This is a genomic window from Pseudomonas marincola (assembly GCF_900682675.2).
Classification (GTDB): domain Bacteria; phylum Pseudomonadota; class Gammaproteobacteria; order Pseudomonadales; family Pseudomonadaceae; genus Aquipseudomonas; species Aquipseudomonas marincola.
The window spans coordinates 3952021-3971107 of record NZ_LR215729.2 but is presented as its reverse complement, the minus strand read 5'-3'; the positions used below and the strand labels follow the sequence as shown (position 1 = coordinate 3971107).

General features: G+C 56.9%; 17 protein-coding genes. 11 read left to right on the top strand and 6 right to left on the bottom strand.

Annotated features, from left to right (window positions below; translation table 11 throughout):
• Positions 1-26: 26 nt before the first annotated feature.
• The 3 genes from PMYSY11_RS18325 to PMYSY11_RS18315 form a co-directional block, all read right to left on the bottom strand.
• Positions 27-953 carry a 2-hydroxyacid dehydrogenase gene (locus PMYSY11_RS18325; protein ID WP_150547657.1) on the bottom strand — a complete coding sequence of 309 codons (927 nt, stop codon included), beginning with the start codon at positions 951-953 and terminating at the stop codon, positions 27-29.
• Positions 950-1708, bottom strand: a complete 759-nt coding sequence (locus PMYSY11_RS18320; RefSeq protein ID WP_150547656.1) for a class II aldolase/adducin family protein — start codon at positions 1706-1708, stop codon at positions 950-952. Before PMYSY11_RS18320 ends, PMYSY11_RS18325 begins: the two co-directional genes overlap by 4 nt.
• Positions 1709-1883: 175 nt before the next feature.
• Positions 1884-2843, bottom strand: a complete 960-nt coding sequence (locus PMYSY11_RS18315; protein WP_069898071.1) for a GlxA family transcriptional regulator — start codon at positions 2841-2843, stop codon at positions 1884-1886.
• A 293-nt stretch (positions 2844-3136) separates the two neighbouring features.
• Here PMYSY11_RS18315 and PMYSY11_RS18310 point away from each other — a divergent pair, with 293 nt between their 5' ends.
• The 7 genes from PMYSY11_RS18310 (at position 3137) to PMYSY11_RS18280 (ending at position 9515) form a co-directional block, all read left to right on the top strand.
• Positions 3137-4054 carry a glycine betaine ABC transporter substrate-binding protein gene (locus tag PMYSY11_RS18310; protein ID WP_150549609.1) on the top strand — a complete coding sequence of 306 codons (918 nt, stop codon included), beginning with the start codon at positions 3137-3139 and terminating at the stop codon, positions 4052-4054.
• Between the two features lie 42 nt (positions 4055-4096).
• Positions 4097-4975 (top strand): 3-dehydrocarnitine:acetyl-CoA trimethylamine transferase CdhC, encoded by an 879-nt coding sequence (cdhC, locus tag PMYSY11_RS18305; RefSeq protein WP_069898069.1) that lies wholly within the window; start codon positions 4097-4099, stop codon positions 4973-4975.
• A gap of 81 nt (positions 4976-5056) precedes the next feature.
• Complete coding sequence (locus tag PMYSY11_RS18300) at positions 5057-6010, top strand: L-carnitine dehydrogenase (RefSeq protein ID WP_150547655.1); 954 nt, start codon at positions 5057-5059, stop codon at positions 6008-6010.
• Between the two features lie 9 nt (positions 6011-6019).
• Complete coding sequence (locus tag PMYSY11_RS18295) at positions 6020-6511, top strand: thioesterase family protein (protein ID WP_150547654.1); 492 nt, start codon at positions 6020-6022, stop codon at positions 6509-6511.
• A 51-nt stretch (positions 6512-6562) separates the two neighbouring features.
• Positions 6563-7750: a gamma-butyrobetaine dioxygenase gene (locus PMYSY11_RS18290; RefSeq protein WP_150547653.1), complete on the top strand. Its 1188-nt coding sequence runs from the start codon at positions 6563-6565 to the stop codon at positions 7748-7750.
• Between the two features lie 41 nt (positions 7751-7791).
• Positions 7792-8919 (top strand): TauD/TfdA family dioxygenase, encoded by a 1128-nt coding sequence (locus PMYSY11_RS18285; protein WP_069898065.1) that lies wholly within the window; start codon positions 7792-7794, stop codon positions 8917-8919.
• Positions 8919-9515 (top strand): HD domain-containing protein, encoded by a 597-nt coding sequence (locus PMYSY11_RS18280; RefSeq protein ID WP_172970633.1) that lies wholly within the window; start codon positions 8919-8921, stop codon positions 9513-9515. Before PMYSY11_RS18285 ends, PMYSY11_RS18280 begins: the two co-directional genes overlap by 1 nt.
• Positions 9516-9586: 71 nt before the next feature.
• Here the strand turns inward: PMYSY11_RS18280 and PMYSY11_RS18275 are convergent, their stop codons facing one another.
• The 3 genes from PMYSY11_RS18275 to PMYSY11_RS18265 form a co-directional block, all read right to left on the bottom strand.
• Positions 9587-10426 (bottom strand): helix-turn-helix transcriptional regulator, encoded by an 840-nt coding sequence (locus tag PMYSY11_RS18275; RefSeq protein WP_150547651.1) that lies wholly within the window; start codon positions 10424-10426, stop codon positions 9587-9589.
• A 114-nt stretch (positions 10427-10540) separates the two neighbouring features.
• Complete coding sequence (locus tag PMYSY11_RS18270) at positions 10541-11959, bottom strand: aminotransferase (protein WP_090509638.1); 1419 nt, start codon at positions 11957-11959, stop codon at positions 10541-10543.
• A 61-nt stretch (positions 11960-12020) separates the two neighbouring features.
• Positions 12021-13091: a polyamine ABC transporter substrate-binding protein gene (locus tag PMYSY11_RS18265; RefSeq protein ID WP_150549608.1), complete on the bottom strand. Its 1071-nt coding sequence runs from the start codon at positions 13089-13091 to the stop codon at positions 12021-12023.
• A 467-nt stretch (positions 13092-13558) separates the two neighbouring features.
• Between PMYSY11_RS18265 and PMYSY11_RS18260 the strand changes: the two genes are divergently transcribed.
• The 4 genes from PMYSY11_RS18260 (at position 13559) to nhaC (ending at position 18981) form a co-directional block, all read left to right on the top strand.
• Positions 13559-14296, top strand: coding sequence for a response regulator (locus tag PMYSY11_RS18260; RefSeq protein WP_150547650.1), 738 nt, complete (start codon positions 13559-13561; stop codon positions 14294-14296).
• Positions 14293-15099 carry a substrate-binding periplasmic protein gene (locus tag PMYSY11_RS18255; protein ID WP_150547649.1) on the top strand — a complete coding sequence of 269 codons (807 nt, stop codon included), beginning with the start codon at positions 14293-14295 and terminating at the stop codon, positions 15097-15099. Before PMYSY11_RS18260 ends, PMYSY11_RS18255 begins: the two co-directional genes overlap by 4 nt.
• Positions 15096-17369, top strand: a complete 2274-nt coding sequence (locus PMYSY11_RS18250) for an ATP-binding protein (protein WP_150547648.1) — start codon at positions 15096-15098, stop codon at positions 17367-17369. Before PMYSY11_RS18255 ends, PMYSY11_RS18250 begins: the two co-directional genes overlap by 4 nt.
• 118 nt (positions 17370-17487) lie before the next feature.
• Positions 17488-18981: a Na+/H+ antiporter NhaC gene (nhaC, locus tag PMYSY11_RS18245; RefSeq protein WP_150547647.1), complete on the top strand. Its 1494-nt coding sequence runs from the start codon at positions 17488-17490 to the stop codon at positions 18979-18981.
• Positions 18982-19087: the final 106 nt, after the last annotated feature.

The following is a 19087-nucleotide window of genomic DNA, read 5'->3' as shown; positions in this document are numbered from 1 at the left end:
ATTACTCAGATGATGCCGTCGCAGGCCTAGTACCCGGCGCGCGTATTGACCTGATTATGCAATGCCAAGTTGTTGTTCAGGCGGCTCACATTGGCGATTACCTGCTCAGCGATGCACTCATGGGTGGCTGACGATGCAATGTGCGGCGTGATGGTGAGGCCAGGTGTTTGCCATAACGGATCATCGGCGGCCAATGGTTCATGCTCGAATACATCGAGCAGGGCAGCGCTGAGTGTGTCGCTGGCTAATGCTTGCAGCAAATCATCCATCACCACATGACCGCCGCGCCCGCAGTTGATCACCACCGCGCCGGAGTTGAGTTGGGAGAAGGTGCTGGCGTTGAGGATTCCGTGGGTTTCATCGGTCAATGGCATCAGGCAGATGAGGCAATCTACGCCATTCAAAAAATCGCCGAACTGTTCAGGGCCAGCCCAAGTGCTGAGGTTGGCTATGGTCTTTGACGAACGGGCCCAGCCGCGCACATTGAAGCTCAGGCTGGCGAGCAACTCCGCTACATGAGCGCCCAGATCGCCCAACCCCATGACGCCGATTGTCCATGAGGAGGCTGGGCGCTGCACCGGCTCGCGCCAGCGGCCCTGCGCTTGATTCGCGAGCATCTGGTCGAAGTGTCGATGATGATGGAGCACGCCCCACAGCACGTATTCCGCCATGCCGCGTCGCAGGTCGGGGTCAACTACCCGGCATACCGGAACATCAGGGCAACTGTTGTCGGTACGCAAATGGTCGACGCCCGCCGCAAGCGAGTGCACCAGACGCAGATTTTTCAGTGCGCCGAGGCTGCCCTGCGGCGGATTCCAGCACACTGCTACGTCGGCCAGATGGGCATCGGCTTCGCCGGGCAGATGGACGCTGATGTCCGGTGCTTTAAGTTGCATCACCCTGCGCAACTCGCTCAGGTCACTGTCCTGACTGAGTAAAACAATGCGCGTCATGAGCAGTAGTCCTCGCGTTGATCTTCGATCAAACGCAGTGCTGCCTCCCAAGCCATTTGGATCATGCGCATGCCGTCATCGTCATCGGTGAACTGGCTGGCGGTGAGCTTGCACACCTGCTCTGACGGATAGCGCAACTTGCTGCCGCCGGCCAGTGCTTGAATCTGCGCCTGGCATGCTCGCTCCAGAAAGTGAATTTCATAAAAAGCTTGCGCCACATTCTGGCCACCGGCGAGCAGGCCGTGGTTGCGCAGAATCATCGCGCGGTGCGTGCCGAGGTCATTAACCAGCCGCTCACGTTCGTCCAGGCACAGGGCGACGCCTTCGTAATCGTGGTACGCCAACTTGCCGTAAAACTTCAACGCATGCTGTGAGATCGGCAGTAAACCGTGATCCTGCGCAGACACCGCAATACCCGCTGCCGTGTGCGTGTGAATCACGCAGTTCATGTCTTCACGGGCCATGTGAATGGCTGAGTGAATGACAAAACCCGCTTCGTTGACTTCGTGATCTTTATACACAGGATCGACGACTTTACCTGCATGATCGATCTTTACCAGATCGCTGGCGCGCATGTGCTGGAACATTACGCCGTAGCGGTTGATCAGAAAATGATGCTCAGGGCCGGGCACGCGCAAGCTGATGTGCGTGTCGATCAGATCGGTCATGCGAAAGTGCGCAACCATCCGGTACAGCGCTGCCAGCTCACAGCGTACTTGCCACTCTTGAGGGGAAATGTTGTCAGGGATATTCATTAGGACCTCCCGAAATTGAGGTGTGTGTTATGCCTGATCTGAAGACTTGAGCACCAGAGAGGTGGTCGCGAAAAGACGTGTAGATGTCGCTCTGAGCGAGAGCTTATTGGCTCGACAGAAGAGGGCGTTGAGCCGCTGATTTCGCGCAAGACCTTGCCGGTTGCAACCGGCGATGTCAATTTTGCCGGGCTGTGCCGGTCATTACTGTGCGGTCTTGGCGTGGGGTGCGATTGAAGCGTTGGCGGTAGCAGCGGCCAAAATAGGACGGTGAATCGAAACCGCAGGCAATGCTGATTTGCAGGATGCTCAAATCGCTTTGCTGCAACAGATGGCGGGCCTTGTCGAGGCGCAAGCGTTGGCGAAAAGCCGCTGGCGATTCATGCAGGTAAGTGCGAAACAGGCGCTCGAGTTGGCGGCGAGTTATGGCCACCCCTTTGGCCAGTTCATCCACATCGATATTTTTTTCAATGTTCAGTTCGATGCGTTCAATCACCGCTTGCAGCTTTGGGTTGTCCAGGGTGTAACGCTGCACAACATCTTCACGCTGGGTGTCACTGCGCGGGCGAATTCGGGCGTGAATGAATTGCTCGGACACGCGCTGAGCCAGCTCGCGGCCGTGGCCCTGAGCGATCAGCTCGAGTATCAAGTCCATGGAGGCGGTGCCGCCTGCGGAGGTGATCCGGCGCCGGTCTATTTCGAATAACGCATGGCGCACATCGAGATCAGGGTAACTCTCGACCAGTGAGTCAATCGCTTCCCAATGCACCGTCATGCGATAGCCGCGCATCAGTCCGGCTTTTGCCAGCACAAAAGCGCCGGTGTCGATTCCGCCCAAGGTTACGCCTGCGCGGTCCTGACGTTTCAACCATTGCATCAGTGCGGGTTGGATGTGGGCGAGGGGTTCGTAGGTGGCAACCACGAACAGGACTTCGTCTTCATGCAGGTCCAGCAGTGGCGCATCCACGGCAATCGACATGCCGTTGCTGGCAACGACGGGAAGGCCGTCTTGGCTGAGCGTGCGCCAACGGTATAAATCTCCGCCCATTCTGTTGGCCGAGCGCAGCGGTTCTGCGGCCGCCGAAAAATCCATCATGGAAAAGCCGGGCAATAGCAGAAAGTTGAAAAGTTGGCTCATCCGCATACTCCGTTGGTGGTGGCTGACAGCCTGCAAAAGGGTTGCCATGTTGGTGTGGCGATGTCGCATTAGTCAGATTCGATGTCGCGAAGCTGCGGTTTTCGTTTCGTGTACGCCCCTAATCTTGCCTCTGCCACCGACAGAGTGGACTGGCTTGCGCACCTTTTGAGCGCACCAGATATAGCGTGCAGACAGATATACCCCCCTAATGCAGCACCTTTTGCGTTTTGACTGTCTCCGATCAGCCTTGCCGGAGTATTAACTTGATAACTACAAAACCTTTCAAATCCCTGATGGGGTGCGCTGCTTTGATTTTGGCAGCTGGTAACGTTCAAGCGGCTGAGCCCGCGCAGTGCAAAAACATCAGCATCGGGCTGATGAGCTGGACCGACGTCATCGCCACCACGGCCGTAACCCGAACCGTGCTTGAGCGTTTAGGTTACACGAGCAAAGAGACCATCGCCGCTCAGCAGATGATTTATTCGGGCATGCGCAACAAGCAAGTCGATGCGTTTATGGGCCATTGGAGCCCGTCTTCAAACGCAATCGTCGGCCCGTTCGTGGACAAAGGTGATGTGCAGATCATGCCCACGCCGAACATGGCCGACGGCCAGATGACCCTCGCGGTGCCAACGTGGTTGGCCGACAAAGGCTTGAAGACCTTTGCCGACATTGCCCGCTTCGAGGATGAGCTCGATGGTCGCATTTACGGCATTGATCCGGGCACCAATATCAATAAGCGCCTGCAGCAAGCCATTAGCGACAACCGTTTCGGCCTGAAAAATTTCAAGCTGATCGAGTCCGGTGAAGCCGGCATGCTGGCCGCGGTCAAGCGCGCCAATCAGCGTAAAGACGCCATCGTGTTCATTGGCTGGAAACCGCATCCGATGAACATCGACATGGACCTCACCTACCTCACTGGCAGCGACGGCCTTATGGGCCCGGAAGAGGGCAAAGCCACCGTTTGGACGGTGACTCGCTCCGGATATGCCGACGAGTGCCCGAATGCCTACAAACTGCTGAGCAACATTCATTTCACCGCTGAGCAGGAAGCAGAAATGATGGTGAAGCTGCTCAAGCGCGGCCAGCCAATGGATGTCGCAAAGACGTTCATCGATGAACACCCGGAACTGGTTAAAAGCTGGCTCGCCGGTGTGACCTCGTTTGCTGGCGATGAAAGCCTCTCGTTGGTGATGAACGAAGCTCCCTGAGCCGTAAATCACCCGTTTTCAGACAATTTTCGGAGACCCCAAATGAATCGTGATGTGATCGTAACCTGTGCAATTACCGGTGCCGGCGACACTGTTGGCAAGCACCCCGCTATTCCGGTGACGCCCAAGCAGATCGCGGACTCGGCAATTGAGGCAGCCAACGCTGGCGCGACCATCGTCCATTGCCATGTGCGCGACCCTGAAACCGGCAATCCGAGCCGCGATCCGGCGTTGTACCGCGAGCTGATGGAGCACATCCGCAGCAGCAATGTCGATGTCATCGTCAACCTGACCGCCGGCATGGGCGGTGATCTGGAAATCGGGCCGGGTGAAGAGCCTTTCAAGTTCGGTTCAAGCACTGATCTGGTCGGCCCGCTGGAGCGCCTGGTGCATGTTGAAGAGTTGCGCCCAGACATCTGCACGCTGGACTGCGGCACGCTCAACTTTGGCGACGGCGACACTATTTATGTGGCCACGCCGGCCCAGCTGCGCGCGGGTGCCAAGCGCATCACCGAGCTTGGCGTTAAGGTCGAGCTGGAGATTTTCGATACTGGCAACCTGCAATTCGCCAACCAGATGCTCAAAGAAGGCCTGATCAAAGATCCGATGTACCAGCTTTGCCTGGGCATTCCGTGGGGCGCGCCAGCGGACACTTCGACCATGAAAGCCATGGTCGACAACCTGCCGGGCGGCCATCAGTGGTCGGCATTCGGCATTGGTCGCATGCAGATGCCAATGGCGGCGCAGGCGATGCTGCTGGGTGGCCACGTACGTGTGGGTCTGGAAGACAACATCTGGCTCGACAAAGGCGTTTACGCCAGCAATGGCAAGCTGGTTGAGCGCGTGATTGAACTCATGCAGCGCATGGGCGCGAGCCCGCAGACTCCAGCCCAGGCTCGTAAAACCCTGAACCTGGTCTGATCTGACCGACTGATACAGAACGTAATGACCTCAGGACTTCCCGGTTTTCCGGGAAGCGCCTGCGCGCACCCGGAGAATGAGATGCTAAGTGAAATCAAGACCATTGCCCTGGTCGGCGGTGGCGTTATCGGCAGTGGTTGGGCAGCCCGTGCACTGGCTTACGGCCTGGATGTAGTGGCGTGGGACCCGGGCCCTGGCGCTGAGCAGAATATGCGCGAGCGGATTGCCAGTGCATGGCCCGCGCTGGAACGTGCCGGGCTCGCCGAGGGTGCATCCCTTGAGCGTTTTCGCATGGTGGACACGGTGGAAGAGTGCGTTGCCAACGCTGATCTGATTCAAGAAAGTGCGCCGGAAAACCTGCAGCTGAAAATCGATCTGCATGCGCGCATCAGTGCAGCGGCGCGGCCGGATGTAATCATCGGTTCTTCGACCTCGGGCCTGCTGCCAACCGACTTCTATCGTGATGCCGTGAACCCGGAACGTTGCCTGGTCGTGCATCCATTCAACCCGGTTTACCTGTTGCCACTCGTTGAGTTGGTCGGCGGTGAAAAAACCTCCGCGGCGACGTTGGAAAAAGCCCGCTGCATCTTCAGCGAACTGGGCATGCGGGCGTTGCATGTGCGCCATGAAGTGCCCGGTTTCATCGCCGACCGCTTGCAGGAATCGATGTGGCGCGAAGCGTTGCACATGATCAATGACGGCGTGGCCACGCCCGCCGAAATCGATGACGCCGTGCGTTATGGCTGCGGGTTGCGCTGGGCATTCATGGGCTCATTCATGACCTTCTCGCTGGCAGGCGGCAAGTCCGGCATGCGCCACTTCATGCAGCAGTTCGGCCCCGCCCTCAAGCTGCCGTGGACCTATCTTGAGGCGCCAGAGTTGAGCGAGACCCTGCTTGATCGTGTGGTTTCAGGTGCCGAAGAGCAGCTGGCAGGGCGTGATATAGCCGCGCTGGAGCGCTATCGCGATGACTGCCTGCAATCCATTCAAGACACCATTGCCGCTGTTAAAGCGCGCCATGGCATCGAAGACTGAGGAGCCAATATGAGCAATCTACCCACGGTGTTCTGGTCGGGCCCGGTGCAAAGCGAATGGACCGATTACAACGGCCATCTGCGTGATGCGTTCTACCTGCTGATCATCAGCTTTGCCGGTGACGAGCTGATGGTGCAGATCGGTCTCGGGCCAGAAGGGCGCGAACAGCTCGGCCATTCGATGTTCACCCTTGAAAGCCATGTGCAGTACCTGCGTGAGGTCAAGGTTGATCAGGTCGTTGAGGTGCGCGGGCAAATCATCGCGTATGACGCCAAGCGCCTGCACCTGAACTTCTCGCTGCATTTGCAGGGCGAACAGCCGCCGTTGGCGACTGCAGAACAGCTTTGGCTCAACGTCGACATGAGTGGGCCCAAAGCCACGCCACTGGCACCGACGGTAGCGTCTGCCGTGGCTCTTATGGCCAAGGCTGATCAAGCCTTGGAAACGCAAGGAAGCATAGGCCGACGCATCGGCCTGCCGGCACCGAAGCCATCCGCCTAACGCCATACGCCGCCGGTTTGGTAATCGGCATCGATACTAGGGAGTGTCATCATGAGCGCAATCGAACAAGCCGAACTTGAAAATTTCTCCGCCGACTGGCGCGACTTTCCCGTGCTTAACCGGGCACTGACATCACGCTTGCAGAGTGATGGCATTGAGGTTGAGTGGGATGATAAACGCGTCAGCCATTACCACTTTCTGTGGTTGCGCGATAACTGCCCGTGCCCGCAGTGCATTCATCCGGGCACGCGTGAGCAGATATTTGAAATCATTGATGTGCCGGAAGACTTGCGCGCCGAGACGGCCGAGTTGAAAGGCGACGAGCTGCTGGTGCGCTGGCAGGATGGCCACGAAAGTGCCTATGGCACAGGTTGGCTGCGTGCCCACAGTTATGACTCGGAGAGCCGCCAGGAGCGCCAACAAACGCTGCGTACTGCAAACGTGTGGAAGACTGATCTGGCGATTCCGACCTTTGATTACAAAGCGGTGATGAGCGAAGACCAGGCACTGTTGCAATGGCTGTTGGCCGTGCGCGACACGGGCTTGACGCTGATGACGGGCATGCCCACCACCGAAGACATCATGGAGCAGGTCGCGCACCGCATTTCGTTCATCCGCGAAAGTAACTTCGGCACCTTGTTCGAAGTGCGCACCAAGGTTGAGGCTGTTAACAGCAATGCCTACACCTCGCTGCAACTGCCGGCGCATACCGATCTGCCGACTCGTGAGTTACAGCCGGGTTTGCAGTTTTTGCATTGCCTAGTCAACGATGCAACTGGCGGCGAAAGCACCTTTGTCGACGGTTTTGCGATTGCCAAAGCTGTTCGCGAGCAGTCCCCGGAAGACTTCAAACTGCTCACAGAAGTGCCGGTGTCGTTCCGCAACAAGGCGCCGCAAAGTGACTACCGCAGCTATGCGCCGATTATTGGTCTGGATGCGCGTGGTGAGATCAGCGAGATTCGTCTGGCCAACTGGCTGCGGGCACCGTTCGATGTGGCCGGTGCAGACATGCCAGCCTTCTACCGTGCTTACCGGCGCTTCTTCGCGCTGACCCGCGACCCTGCATTTATTGTCAGCCATCGTCTGGCTGCCGGTGAAATGTGGTGCTTCGATAACCGCCGCACCATGCACGCACGTAATGCGTTTGACCAGACCAGCGGCATGCGTCACTTGCGTGGCTGCTACATGGATCGTGATGAGTTGTTGTCACGCATTCTGGTCCTGCAGCGCACTTGCTGAACCTGAACCATGCCATTCGCCACTATCGGCAGGAGCTCACCATGAGCAATGTTTCGTTTTCCCACGATGAAGCAGCTGCAACCGTTACGTTCAGTTCGCAAGTCGGTGTATTTGATATTCCGGTTCTGTGGTTGCGTGAGCGCAGCCGCGAGCCGCAGCAACTCGATGAGATGACCCAGCAGCGGCTGTTTAATTCTCATGGCATTGATCCGCTGATCAATCTTACTCATCTCGAACCTGTCGCCGAAGAGCAGGCGTGGCTCGCGTTCACCGACGGACACCGCGCGCTGTATGATTTTCGTGGTTTGGTCGATGAAATTGTCGGTCACTCGATTTTCCCGCAGGCGCAGGCTTGGGGCAGCGATCTGGATCGCAGCGCGGTGCGCGCCAACTGGCAGACGCTGGACCAGCCGCAAGCTTTCCTTGATGCCCTGACGGTCTACCTGAAATACGGGTTCGTGATTGTTCACGATGTGCCCACCGAGCCTGAAAGCATTCTTGATGTGGCGCGCAAGTTTGGTTACGTCAAAGAAACCAACTTTGGCCGCTATTTCGAGGTGTACTCGCGACCAGACGGCAATGATCTGGCGTATCGCTCGGTGCATTTAGGCCCGCATACCGACAACCCATACCGTAATCCGGTGCCTGGCATTCAGCTTTTACATTGCCTGGTCAACCAGACATCCGGCGGCTTGTCGACGCTGGTCGACAGCGTCAATGTGGTCAGCCAACTCGCTGCAGAGGACCCCCAAGGCTATGCGTTGTTGTGCAATACAGCGGTGAATTTCCGCTTTGTCGACAAAGGCACGGAGCTTTGCAGCAAGCGCCCGATTATCAGTACCGATGAACGCGGTAATACCTTAGGCGTGCATTACAGCCCACGTCTGGATGGTTTGCCGTTGTTACCTGTGGCTGAGTTGCGCGCCTATCACCGGGCACGCCAGCGCCTTGGCGAGTTGTTTGTCGACAGCCGTAACGAAATCCAGTTTCGCCTCGAGCCCGGCGAGTTAATGCTGTTTGATAACAGCCGCGTGCTGCACGGCCGGACCAGCTACGACTCGAGCGAGGGGCATCGCCACTTGCAGGGCTGTTACATCGATTTGGATGGCCCCAAGGAACGCTTCGCCAGCACCTACAAGCTACTCTCCAGCACAGCAGGACAAGAATAATGGAACGCGTTAATTTCATTGAAATGAAGGCGGGTACTGCCGAGGAGTATCACCTCCTTGAGCGGCTCGAAACTGACTACAACAAAGGCCTAGTAGACCGGATTCTGCTGGCGTTGGAGCAAACGGCTGAGACCCTCAGCGGTTATCAGGTCAACCGTCTGGAGCACTCGCTGCAAAGCGCTGCCCGAGCTGAGGCTGATGGCGCGGACGAAGACATGATTGTCGGCGCGCTGCTTCACGACCTTGGCGACAGCCTCGCGCCCTACAATCACTCGCAGTATGCCGCGTCGATTATTCGCCCATACGTGCGCAGTGAGGTCACGTGGATTGTTCACCATCACGGCCTGTTTCAAAACTACTACTACGCGCACCACTACGGCGGTGACCGTTATGAGCGGGATCGCTACAAGAATCATCCGTTCTATCAGAGCTGCGTGGACTTTTGCGAAAAGTGGGATCAGAAGTCGTTTGATCCAAACTACCCAACACCGCCACTGAGCCACTTCGAGCCGATGTTACGGCGGGTGTTTGCCAGAGCGCCGTTTGACCCGGCGGTAATCGGTGACGAGGTCGAGGTCAGCTACGCCGTTCGGTAACGGTTAATCCGTCACGCCGGCCTTCACAGCACCACTGATTGGCGACGCGCTATTGGCTGCAAAGGCCTGGGCTAATAGCGCGTCAGCCAGTCAATAAACAGCGCGAACAACTCCGCCTGCGAGTTGACGGCAAGCTTGGTGTAGAGATTTTTGCGGTGCATGCGCACGGTTTGCGGTGAAATTTCCAGCACCTTGGCGCTGGATTTTACCGAGTGCCCCCGCAGCAACAGGTGGGCGATTTCGCGCTCACGATCGGTCAGGCCATCGCCTCCGAAACTCATGAATGCGGCGCGAATATGCCGGCTCAAATTACTTGGTGCATGCTCGTCAGGCAGGCATTGGGCAAGGCCGCCTGTGCGGTCAAACTGCAAACACAATTCGCGCACGAGCGGTTCTGCAGACCTGAGTAAATTGAGTTGCGACTTACTGAAGCGCGACCCACTGCAGCCCTGATAAACACATAACGACAGTTTGCGCTGATCATCCAGGTCGATGATGTAATGGCTGTCTTCTACTGCCCCGCATTTGAGGTAGTAGTTCTTGTAATACTCACTGCTGAAGAAGTTATCCGGCGCAATCTCGGCAAGTGGATAAAAGCCCTGGGCTAAACCGTTTTCAATCGCCAGACAAAAAGGGTCGAGCAAGTAGCCGCGCGCGTAATAACGGCTGGTGAGGTTTTCAAGGTAAATCTCTGGAATGCCGCGTTGATAGATCGGCTGCGGCGGCTGGCCTTTGCATTCAAGGCCCAGAAGTACGCATTCGATGGGCAATAAACTGCTGAGTGCAGCGTCCAGGTAGGCGGGGAAATTGGCCTGCGCAACGTTGGCCACGGCTTGGGCCACGCTGACGTTCCAGGCCTGAAAACCAAGGCTGGGTGTGAGGGAAGGGTGACGCGAGGCTTTAGTGTTCATGCGGGCAGTCTACTGACTGCCCTGATAACCTGCAAAATACTGCTACAAAACAACCTGCCGTATCGCGGCAACAGGCCTGGCAGTGGTTGCTGGCAGGCCTTTACGTGTGACGGTTTAGTTGCCAGCGTAACTGCCGTCTTTAAGCAACTCTTCGGCCGTTTGCTCAATGGCTTCGCGCAGGGTTTCGACAATCTCGTCAACCTGAGCGTGGGTAATGGTCAGCGGCGGCGACATCACGTTGAGGTGCACGATTGGGCGCACTAACAAGCCGCGAGCCTGGCACTTCAAATGGATTTTTTCGCCAATGTTGAGCGCTTCAGGGAACAGTTCCTTGGTGCGCTTATCCGCCACGAATTCGACGCAGGCCATGAGCTTTTTGCAGCGAACGTCACCCACCAGCGGCAGGCTTGCCAGAGTCTGCAGGCGCTCTTCCAGGTAACTGCCCACGTCCTGTACGTGGTCCAGCAGTTTTTCGCGCTGGATAATCTCAATGTTCTTCAACGCGCTGATGCAACTGACCGGGTGTCCGCTGTAAGTAAAGCCGTGGGCGAAGCAGCGCTCCTGACCCGCCTGGGCGATTTCGTTCCAGATTTTATCTGAGAAGATCAGCGCGCCCAGCGGCAGATAGCCACTGGTCAGGCCTTTGGCGGTGGTGATGATATCTGGCTGCATGCCAAACACTTCATCCGAGGCGAAAAATGCGCCCAGACGGCCGAAGGAGGTGACCACTTCATCGGCGACATACAGCACGTCGTAGCGCTTGCAGACTTCCCACATCCGCTGGTGATAGCCGGTAGGAGGGATGATTACGCCGCCCGAACCCATGATTGGCTCGGCGAAGAAAGCCGCGACGTTATCCGCGCCAATGCTGAGAATTTTCTCTTCGAATTCATTAACCAGAAACTCGAGGAAGTCGGCCTCGGTCATGCCTTCGGGGGCGCGATAAGGATTCGGGCAAGAGATGTGGTGAATCTTGTCCTGTAAAAAGTCGAACTCGGCAGGGTGATCCGCCGCTTTGCCGCCCAGCGACATGGTCAGAAAGGTTGAACCATGGTACGCATTAACACGGCTGATGATGTGCTTCTTGTCATGCTTGCCGCGGCAGTTCTGGTAGAACTGAATCAACCTGTAAGCCGTGTCGACCGCGGTTGAGCCGCCGGTGGTCAGAAACACATGGTTGAGATCGCCGGGTGCCAGCTCTGCAAGTTTTTCGCTCAGCTCAATCGCGGTGACATTGGCCATGTCGCAGAACGGGTTGGAGTACGCCAGCTTGCGCACTTGGTCGGCAATGGCATCGGCCATTTCTTCGCGGCCCAAACCAATGTTGGTGCACCACATTCCGCCCACTGCGTCGAGGTAGCGATTACCTTTGGTGTCGTAAATGTAGGCGCCATCACCGGCGGCGATGTTCAGCGCGCCATTTTCGCGATGGTCGTCAAACACATGGTAGCCGTGCATGTAGTGCGCTTTGTCGGCAGCAACCAGCGCTTCGTCGTCAAATTGCTCAAAGAAGGCAGGTGTTGGAGTTGTCATGTCTTTACCTCAGTTCAGCGTGCGGTTAGCTGGAGCTTCTTGCGCAGAAGCTCCGTGGCGATTAGTAACCGGTTTTGATGGTGTTCCACGTACGGGAAATTCGACGTATTTCTGCGGGCGATTTAGGTCGCTGTGTGAATAGTCTGGCGCGTGTTTCGTCGTCTGGATAAATGGCCGGATTATCCCGGACTTCGGCTTTTAGCATCGGCGTTGCGGCCTTGTTGCTATTGGCGTAATGGATGTGATTGCTGACTTGTGCAATGACTTCGGGCTGCAACAAGAATTCGAGAAATTTATGCGCGTTGCCGGGATTGGGTGCGTCGACCGGGATGTAGAAATCATCAAACCAGATCAGTGAACCTTCTTTGGGAATGAAGTAATCCAACTTCACATCGGAGCCGGCTTCGTCTGCGCGGGCCTGGGCTGTGGCGTAATCGCCGGACCATGTCATCGCCATGCACTGGTTGCCATTGGCTAAACCTGTGAGGAAGCTGACTGAGTCAAATTTACGGATATAAGGGCGTACTGCTGAGATTACTTCTTCGGCGGCTTTGAGGTCTTCTTTGCTGGCACTGTTGGGGTCGCGGTTGAGGTACTTCAACGCCAGCGGTAATACATCGGTCGGGGAGTCGGTGATGGTCACGCCGCAGTCTGCAAATTTCGACACCACTTTGGGGTCGAAGATCATGGCCAGTGAGCCAATGGGGGCGTCGGGCATGCGTTCTTTGATTTCTTTGACGTTGTAGGTAACGCCATTGCTGCCCCAGGTATAAGGCGCTGAGTAGGCGACGCCCGGATCGTAGCTTTGCAGATTTTTGAGGACTAGCGGGTCAAGGTTATCCCAGCTTTTGAGCTGGTTTTTGTCGAGCTTCTGGAAGGCTCCAGCCTCAATCAACGGCGGGGTTAAAGCGGCGTTTAGCAGTACCAGATCGTAGCCGGAGCGTCCGGTTAACAGCTTGCCTTGAACCGACTCGTAGGAATCGAACGTGTCATAAACGACCTTGATTCCCGTTTGTTTCTCGAAGTCGCTGATGGTGTTTTCGCCAATGTAATCTGACCAGTTATACAGGTGCAGGGTGTTTGGCTTGGTCTCACTTGCAGCGTTGGTTAGTGGGCTGAAAGCCAGGCCCATACTGAAAATTGCAACGAAGGTTCTATTCAAACTAAGTCCCACCTTTTTCTTTTTTCGAATTGGTTGGTGGGGTCATATTGACCATGACCCGGCCGCTTGCCCATTCCCCTTAAGGGTAGGTCTGCTGTGGCGGGCTGCTGAGCGGGCCTGAAACGCGCAGCCAGAGCCGTCTGCGCCAGCACGTTGTGGCCTGACGGGGCGATGGCCGGGCTAAATCATTTAAGTAGGCTTGGCTGTTGCTGTAGAGTTACTGCCCCACAAAGCTGCAGTGGCAACAAACTGGCTTCACACTGGCGCTCAGCAATTTCAATATTTGCCCGCCGCTAGCGCACGCCTGCCTTTGCCACTGCAATTCGCAGGCGTGGCGCATTGCAGGCAGGACGGTCGCTTTGCGCGCCACTCGGCAAGCTGATGGAACAGCGATACCTTTTATAATCATCGCACCATGAGGCGACGAGGGCGAGATGATGATGGCGACACCCCGTGTCCTGATTGTTGATGACGATCCGGTCATCCGCGAGATGTTAAAGGCTTATCTGGAGCGTGATGGCTATGAAGTGCTTTGCGCCGAAACCGCTGAAGAAGCAGAGACAATCCTTGAACAGCAGATGATTGATTTACTGATGCTGGATATCCGCTTGCCGGGCAAGGATGGCCTGACCCTGACCCGTGAGCTGCGCGCACGCAGTGAAGTCGGCATCATTCTGATCACCGGCAGCGATGATGCGGTGGACCGCATTGTCGGCCTTGAAATGGGCGCCGATGATTATGTGGTCAAGCCCTTTAACCCCCGTGAACTGGTCCCGCGGGCAAAGAATCTGGTGCGTCGCGTTCGCCATGCGCAATCGCTCGAGTCAGAGGCGGCTGGCAGCGAAGAGGGCCGGCAAATCAAATACTTCGGTGACTGGGCGCTGGACATCGACCGCCGTCGCCTGATCGACGCCGAAGGCCATGAAAACCTGCTCACGCACGGCGAGTTTCAATTGCTCAGCGCGTTGCTGCGCAATGCCGGCCAGACCTTGAGTCGCGATCAGTTGATGGACCAGGTGCGTAATCGCGAATGGGTGCCCAATGACCGTTCCATCGACGTGCTGGTGGGTCGACTGCGGCGCAAGTTGCGTGACGATCCGGCGGACCCTCAGTTAATTATCACCATTCATGGCGCGGGCTATCTGTTTAGCTCAGACGTTAGCAGCCGCCAATGAGCCGGCTTTTTATCAGCCTCTCCATGCTCATCGCTTTGATGCCTGCGCTGGCGGCAAACGCGGCTGAACCGGCTCCGGCCGCCGACTCGCCAATGGCGACCATTCGTTACTGTGATTACCCGGTTTATCCACCTATTTCCTGGCGCGACAACTCAGGTGAAGTCCGTGGCCTGGCCCCGCATGCTGTGCGTGAAGTCTTCGCCCGCCTGGGTATGCCGGTTGAAGTGGTTGTATTGGGCAGCTGGAAGCGCTGCTTGACTGACGTCGCTCAAGGGCGAGTCGATATGGTCATCGCTTACCGCACTGAGGGGCGTTCAAAAGACCTGTTATTCAGTCAGGTCGCTTTACTGCGCGAAGAGGTGGCGCTGTTCTACAACAGTGATAAACCCCTCACAGTGAACAAACTTGAAGATCTCAAGGGTTATCGCGGCGGATTGCTGTTCGGTGAAAGCTATGGGCAGGCCTTCGACAAGTTTGTGGCCGAGAACGGCAACATCGAGTGGGTCACCAGCAACCGGCAGAACTTCGGCAAACTCGTGCGCGGCCGAATCGACTTCATTGCCCAGGAACGCAGAACGGGGCAGTTGTTCGTCGAGCACCTTGCTGGCGCCGAAAACATTCAGGTGTTGCCGGTGCCAGTTGCTGTGGATCACTTGTATTTTGCCGTCTCCAAACGTTCGCCGTTAGCGGCGCACATGGCCGAAATTGACCAAGAATTGCAGCGGATTGTGGATGCCGGGGAGGTCGAGCAATGGCTGCAAGACAGTGAAAAGGATTACCGGGCCATGCAGGCAGCACCATGATTGCGCTTGAAGTTACCCCGTCTGGTGGCGTGTCGCAGCGGTTGCTGCGGTTCATCTTGCTGTTCAGCCTGTGCTTCACCTTGTTGGCCAGTGCCGTGCAAATGTACTTCGAATACCAGCGTGAAATGAGCAATATCGCCTCACGTCTGGAATTGATCCGCAATGGTTATCAAGCCAGCATCGAGCGCAGCGTGTGGGACCTCAATCGCAATCAGCTTGAAGTGCAGTTGCAGGGTTTGGTTGATTTCCCTGATATCACCTGGGTACGTCTTTCCAGCAATGACTTCAACATAACCCACGGCAGCAAGCTGGAGCTTGAGTCGGTTCAGGTCGACCAGTTTCCCCTTAGCTTTCAGGTCGAGAACCAGGCGCCGCGCGCGCTCGGAACACTTGAAGTCGGCATTGATATCGCAGCGGTACACCGGCGACTGGTAGCCAGCGGGCTGACCAATCTGCTGTGGATGGGACTGTTCATTTGTGGGCTGGCAATCACCTTGTCGTGGTTGTTCTACCGATTGGTGACCCGGCACTTGCTGGCGATGGCCGAGTTCTCGCGCAAACTCGCCAAGGGCCAATGGCAGCAGCCGCTGCAACTCGACAAGACGCTGAATTCAGTTGAGGACGAAATCGATGCGGTCGCCCGCGCCCTCGATGAAATGCGTCAGGCGATTGTTGAGGATCGCCGCCGTAGCGAGGCAGACCGAATCACCTTGCAAGGCAAGAAGGACGAACTGCTGCGCATGGTCGAGCGGCGTACTGCCAGTTTGTACCGGGCCAAGGAAGAGGCTGAGGCTGCCAACTTGGCCAAGTCACGGTTTCTCGCGACCATGAGCCATGAGTTGCGCACGCCGCTCAATGGCATTCTGGGCATGGCCGAGTTGCTACACGAGGCCACTGTTGGCGAGTTGCCGCAGCGCAGGCTGGGCGCCTTGCAGAAAGCGGGCGAAGGATTGCTGGCGTTGCTCAACGATTTGCTCGACTTTGCCACGCTCGACAGTGGCGAGGCCCGGGCTTCGTCGGTTGAATTTGGTCTGCGCGAATTGTGCGAGCAAGTCTTCACCTTGCTTGAGCCCAACGCACACGCCAATCACAACCGTCTGCAACTGACTATCGACCCGCGCCTGCACAGCAATTGCGTGGGCCCTGAGCAGTTTATTCGCCAGGTGCTGACGAACTTACTGGCCAATGCCATCAAGTACACCGAGCACGGACGTGTGCATTTGCACGTTGAGTTGCTGGGCTGGGAAGATGGCAATCAGCGGCTGGGCTTTGCTGTGGAAGATAATGGGATCGGCATTCCCGAAGCGATTCAAACCCACATATTCGAGCGTTTCGTTCAGGCTGATGAGCGCGTCGGTGGTGCTGGTCTGGGGTTGGCGATCTGCAAACATCTGGTCGAGTTGATGGGCGGTGAAATCACTCTGCAGAGTCGTGAAGGCGAGGGCAGTCGTTTCTACTTTGAGCTGTGCCTGCCGATTACCCGCCAGGCCTTGAGTGAACCGGCCAATTCGCAGCCTGCACAGTCAATTGCATCACTGCATGTGCTGGTGGTTGAAGATGTCGAAATCAACCGTGAGGTGGCGCAGGGGCTGCTGGAGCGTGAGGGGCATCGGGTGACGATGGTGGATGATGTTGTTCCGGCGCTTGAAGCATGCCAGCGCCATCTCTTCGATATGATTCTGCTCGATGAACATCTTCCCGGCGGCAGTGGCATTGGTGTTTGTCAGCAGATGCGCCAAGACCCGCAAGGGCTCAATCAGAACACGCCCATTTATGCATTTACCGCGAGCCTGCAACCGGCCATGGTCCAGCGTTATCTGGATGCAGGCATGCGCGGAGTTATCGCCAAGCCGGTGCAGCTGCCAGGTTTACGCCAGGCGCTGGCCGACGTCGCGCAATGCAAGCCCGCCGGGCCCGATCAGGCCGCGCTGGATTCCCATGTGCTGGAAACCCATCAGCAGTTGCTCGGCAATAAAAAACTGGAGCACTTGTTGGCACTCCTGCAAACCAGCTTGCAGCAGGCCGATGGCCTTCTGGATGCGTTGGCAGTGCTTGATTATCCCGAGATTGTTGCGCACTCACACCGTCTGGCCAGCTCCAGCCAGTCGCTGGGTGCACGACATTTGGCTGATACGCTGCACACGATTGAAGCGGCCGCAGAGCGCGAGGATGGGCCAGCATGCACAACTGCGCGCGAGCCATTGAGGCTGTTGTTGCAACATACGGCAGCGGCCGTTAGCGCTGCACGCAACAAGCTGATGGACTTGTAACAAAGCCGTTACGACTTCTTACATGTCCTTTCATTGCGGTCAATCGGCGCTTACATCTCCCGTGAATACTTGAAGTGGAGGTCAGGCAACAGACCTGACGAGTATTAGGGATAAAAAAATGAAGCTGCGTAACTTTTCTGCGATCGACGCTGTGTTGGTCGCTGGCGTCTTACTGGCGCTGATCGCGGGCTCTCTTAGCCTTTTCGATGATCCCATGTCGGGTCCATTGCAACTCGCGCTGATTATGGTGGGCTGCTTTGCGGCGCTCATCGGCATGAAAAACGGCATCAGCTGGGAGCAGTTGGAACGCGAGGTGATCGCCACCAACTCGAAAACCATTGCACCCATTTTCATCTTTCTTTCTATCGGTGTCCTGATCGGCTCGTTCATCATTGCCGGTACAGTGCCAACACTGCTCTATGCGGGAGTGAGTCTGCTATCTCCCGGCTTTTTTTATCCATTGGCCTGCATCATCAGCGCGATCGTATCGATCTGCATCGGCTCATCCTGGACCACCGCTGCGACCATCGGTGTCGGCCTGATGGGCACCGCGCACGGCTTCGGTCTGTCGCCTGAAATTACCGCGGGTGCTGTGGTTGCCGGGGCCTATTTTGGTGACAAGATGTCGCCGCTTTCGGAAACCACCAATCTGGCGCCGGCAGTGGCCGGAGCGGATCTGTTCGACCATATCCGCCACATGGCCTGGGTGTCGGTGCCGAGCTTGATTATCGCCTTGGTGTTGTTCTCTATTCTGGCGTTGAAAGCCGATGTACACGGTGATTCGGTTGCCAATGTCGAGGCGCTCAAGGCGCAGCTGGCCAGTTCGTTCAATATCGCCTGGTACAACCTTATTCCGCTGGTGGCACTGCTGACTTTGTCGGTGCGTAAAGTCGCGGCATTCCCGGCAATCATGCTGTGCAGTGTGTTGGCCTGTGTGTTCGCCGTGCTGTTTCAGATGCCGGTCATTGAACGCTTTATGGGTGAAAGTGAGCTGGCGCATCCGCTCATGGTGGTTAAAGCGTTGTGGACCGTAATGGCCACCGGCTTTGTCTCACAAACCGGCAACGAGGTTGTCGACAGCCTGCTCAGCCGTGGCGGTATGGCCGGGATGGTGTTTATGGCGTTTCTGGTGTTTTGCTCGATGATGATGACTGCGGTGCTTGAGCGCATCGGTTTCATCCGCTTCCTGTTGAGCCTGATCGTGCGCAGCGTGCATTCGGTCGGTGCGCTGATCGGCGCCACGCTGGCAACCAGCCTTGGGGTCAATGTGCTGACCGGCGATCAGTACCTGTCGCTGGTGCTGCCCGGTCAAATGTGGAAAGAAGAGTACAAGCGCCGTGGGCTGGCAGCCGTGAACCTGTCGCGCACCATCGAAGATGCCGGCACGGTAACGTCTTCGCTGATTCCGTGGAATGCCTGCGCGGTATACATGGCCGCCACCTTGGGCGTCGCCACACTGTCTTACGCGCCGTTTGCGTTCTTCAACTGGATCAACCCCATCATTGCGCTGATCTACGGCATCTTCTGCATCAAGATCATGCCGTTGCACGCGCCGGAAAATGATCGCTCGGATGCGCAGGCGTTGAACAACCCCGCGCTCAGCCCAGGCTAACCACGCGCACATTGCAATGGCCCGGTCATGTTGAGTGTCGGGCCATTGTTGGTTGTGCAGCTTTAACGTCGGGTGCGCTATTCGGTTTAACAGCGGCGCTCGTTTG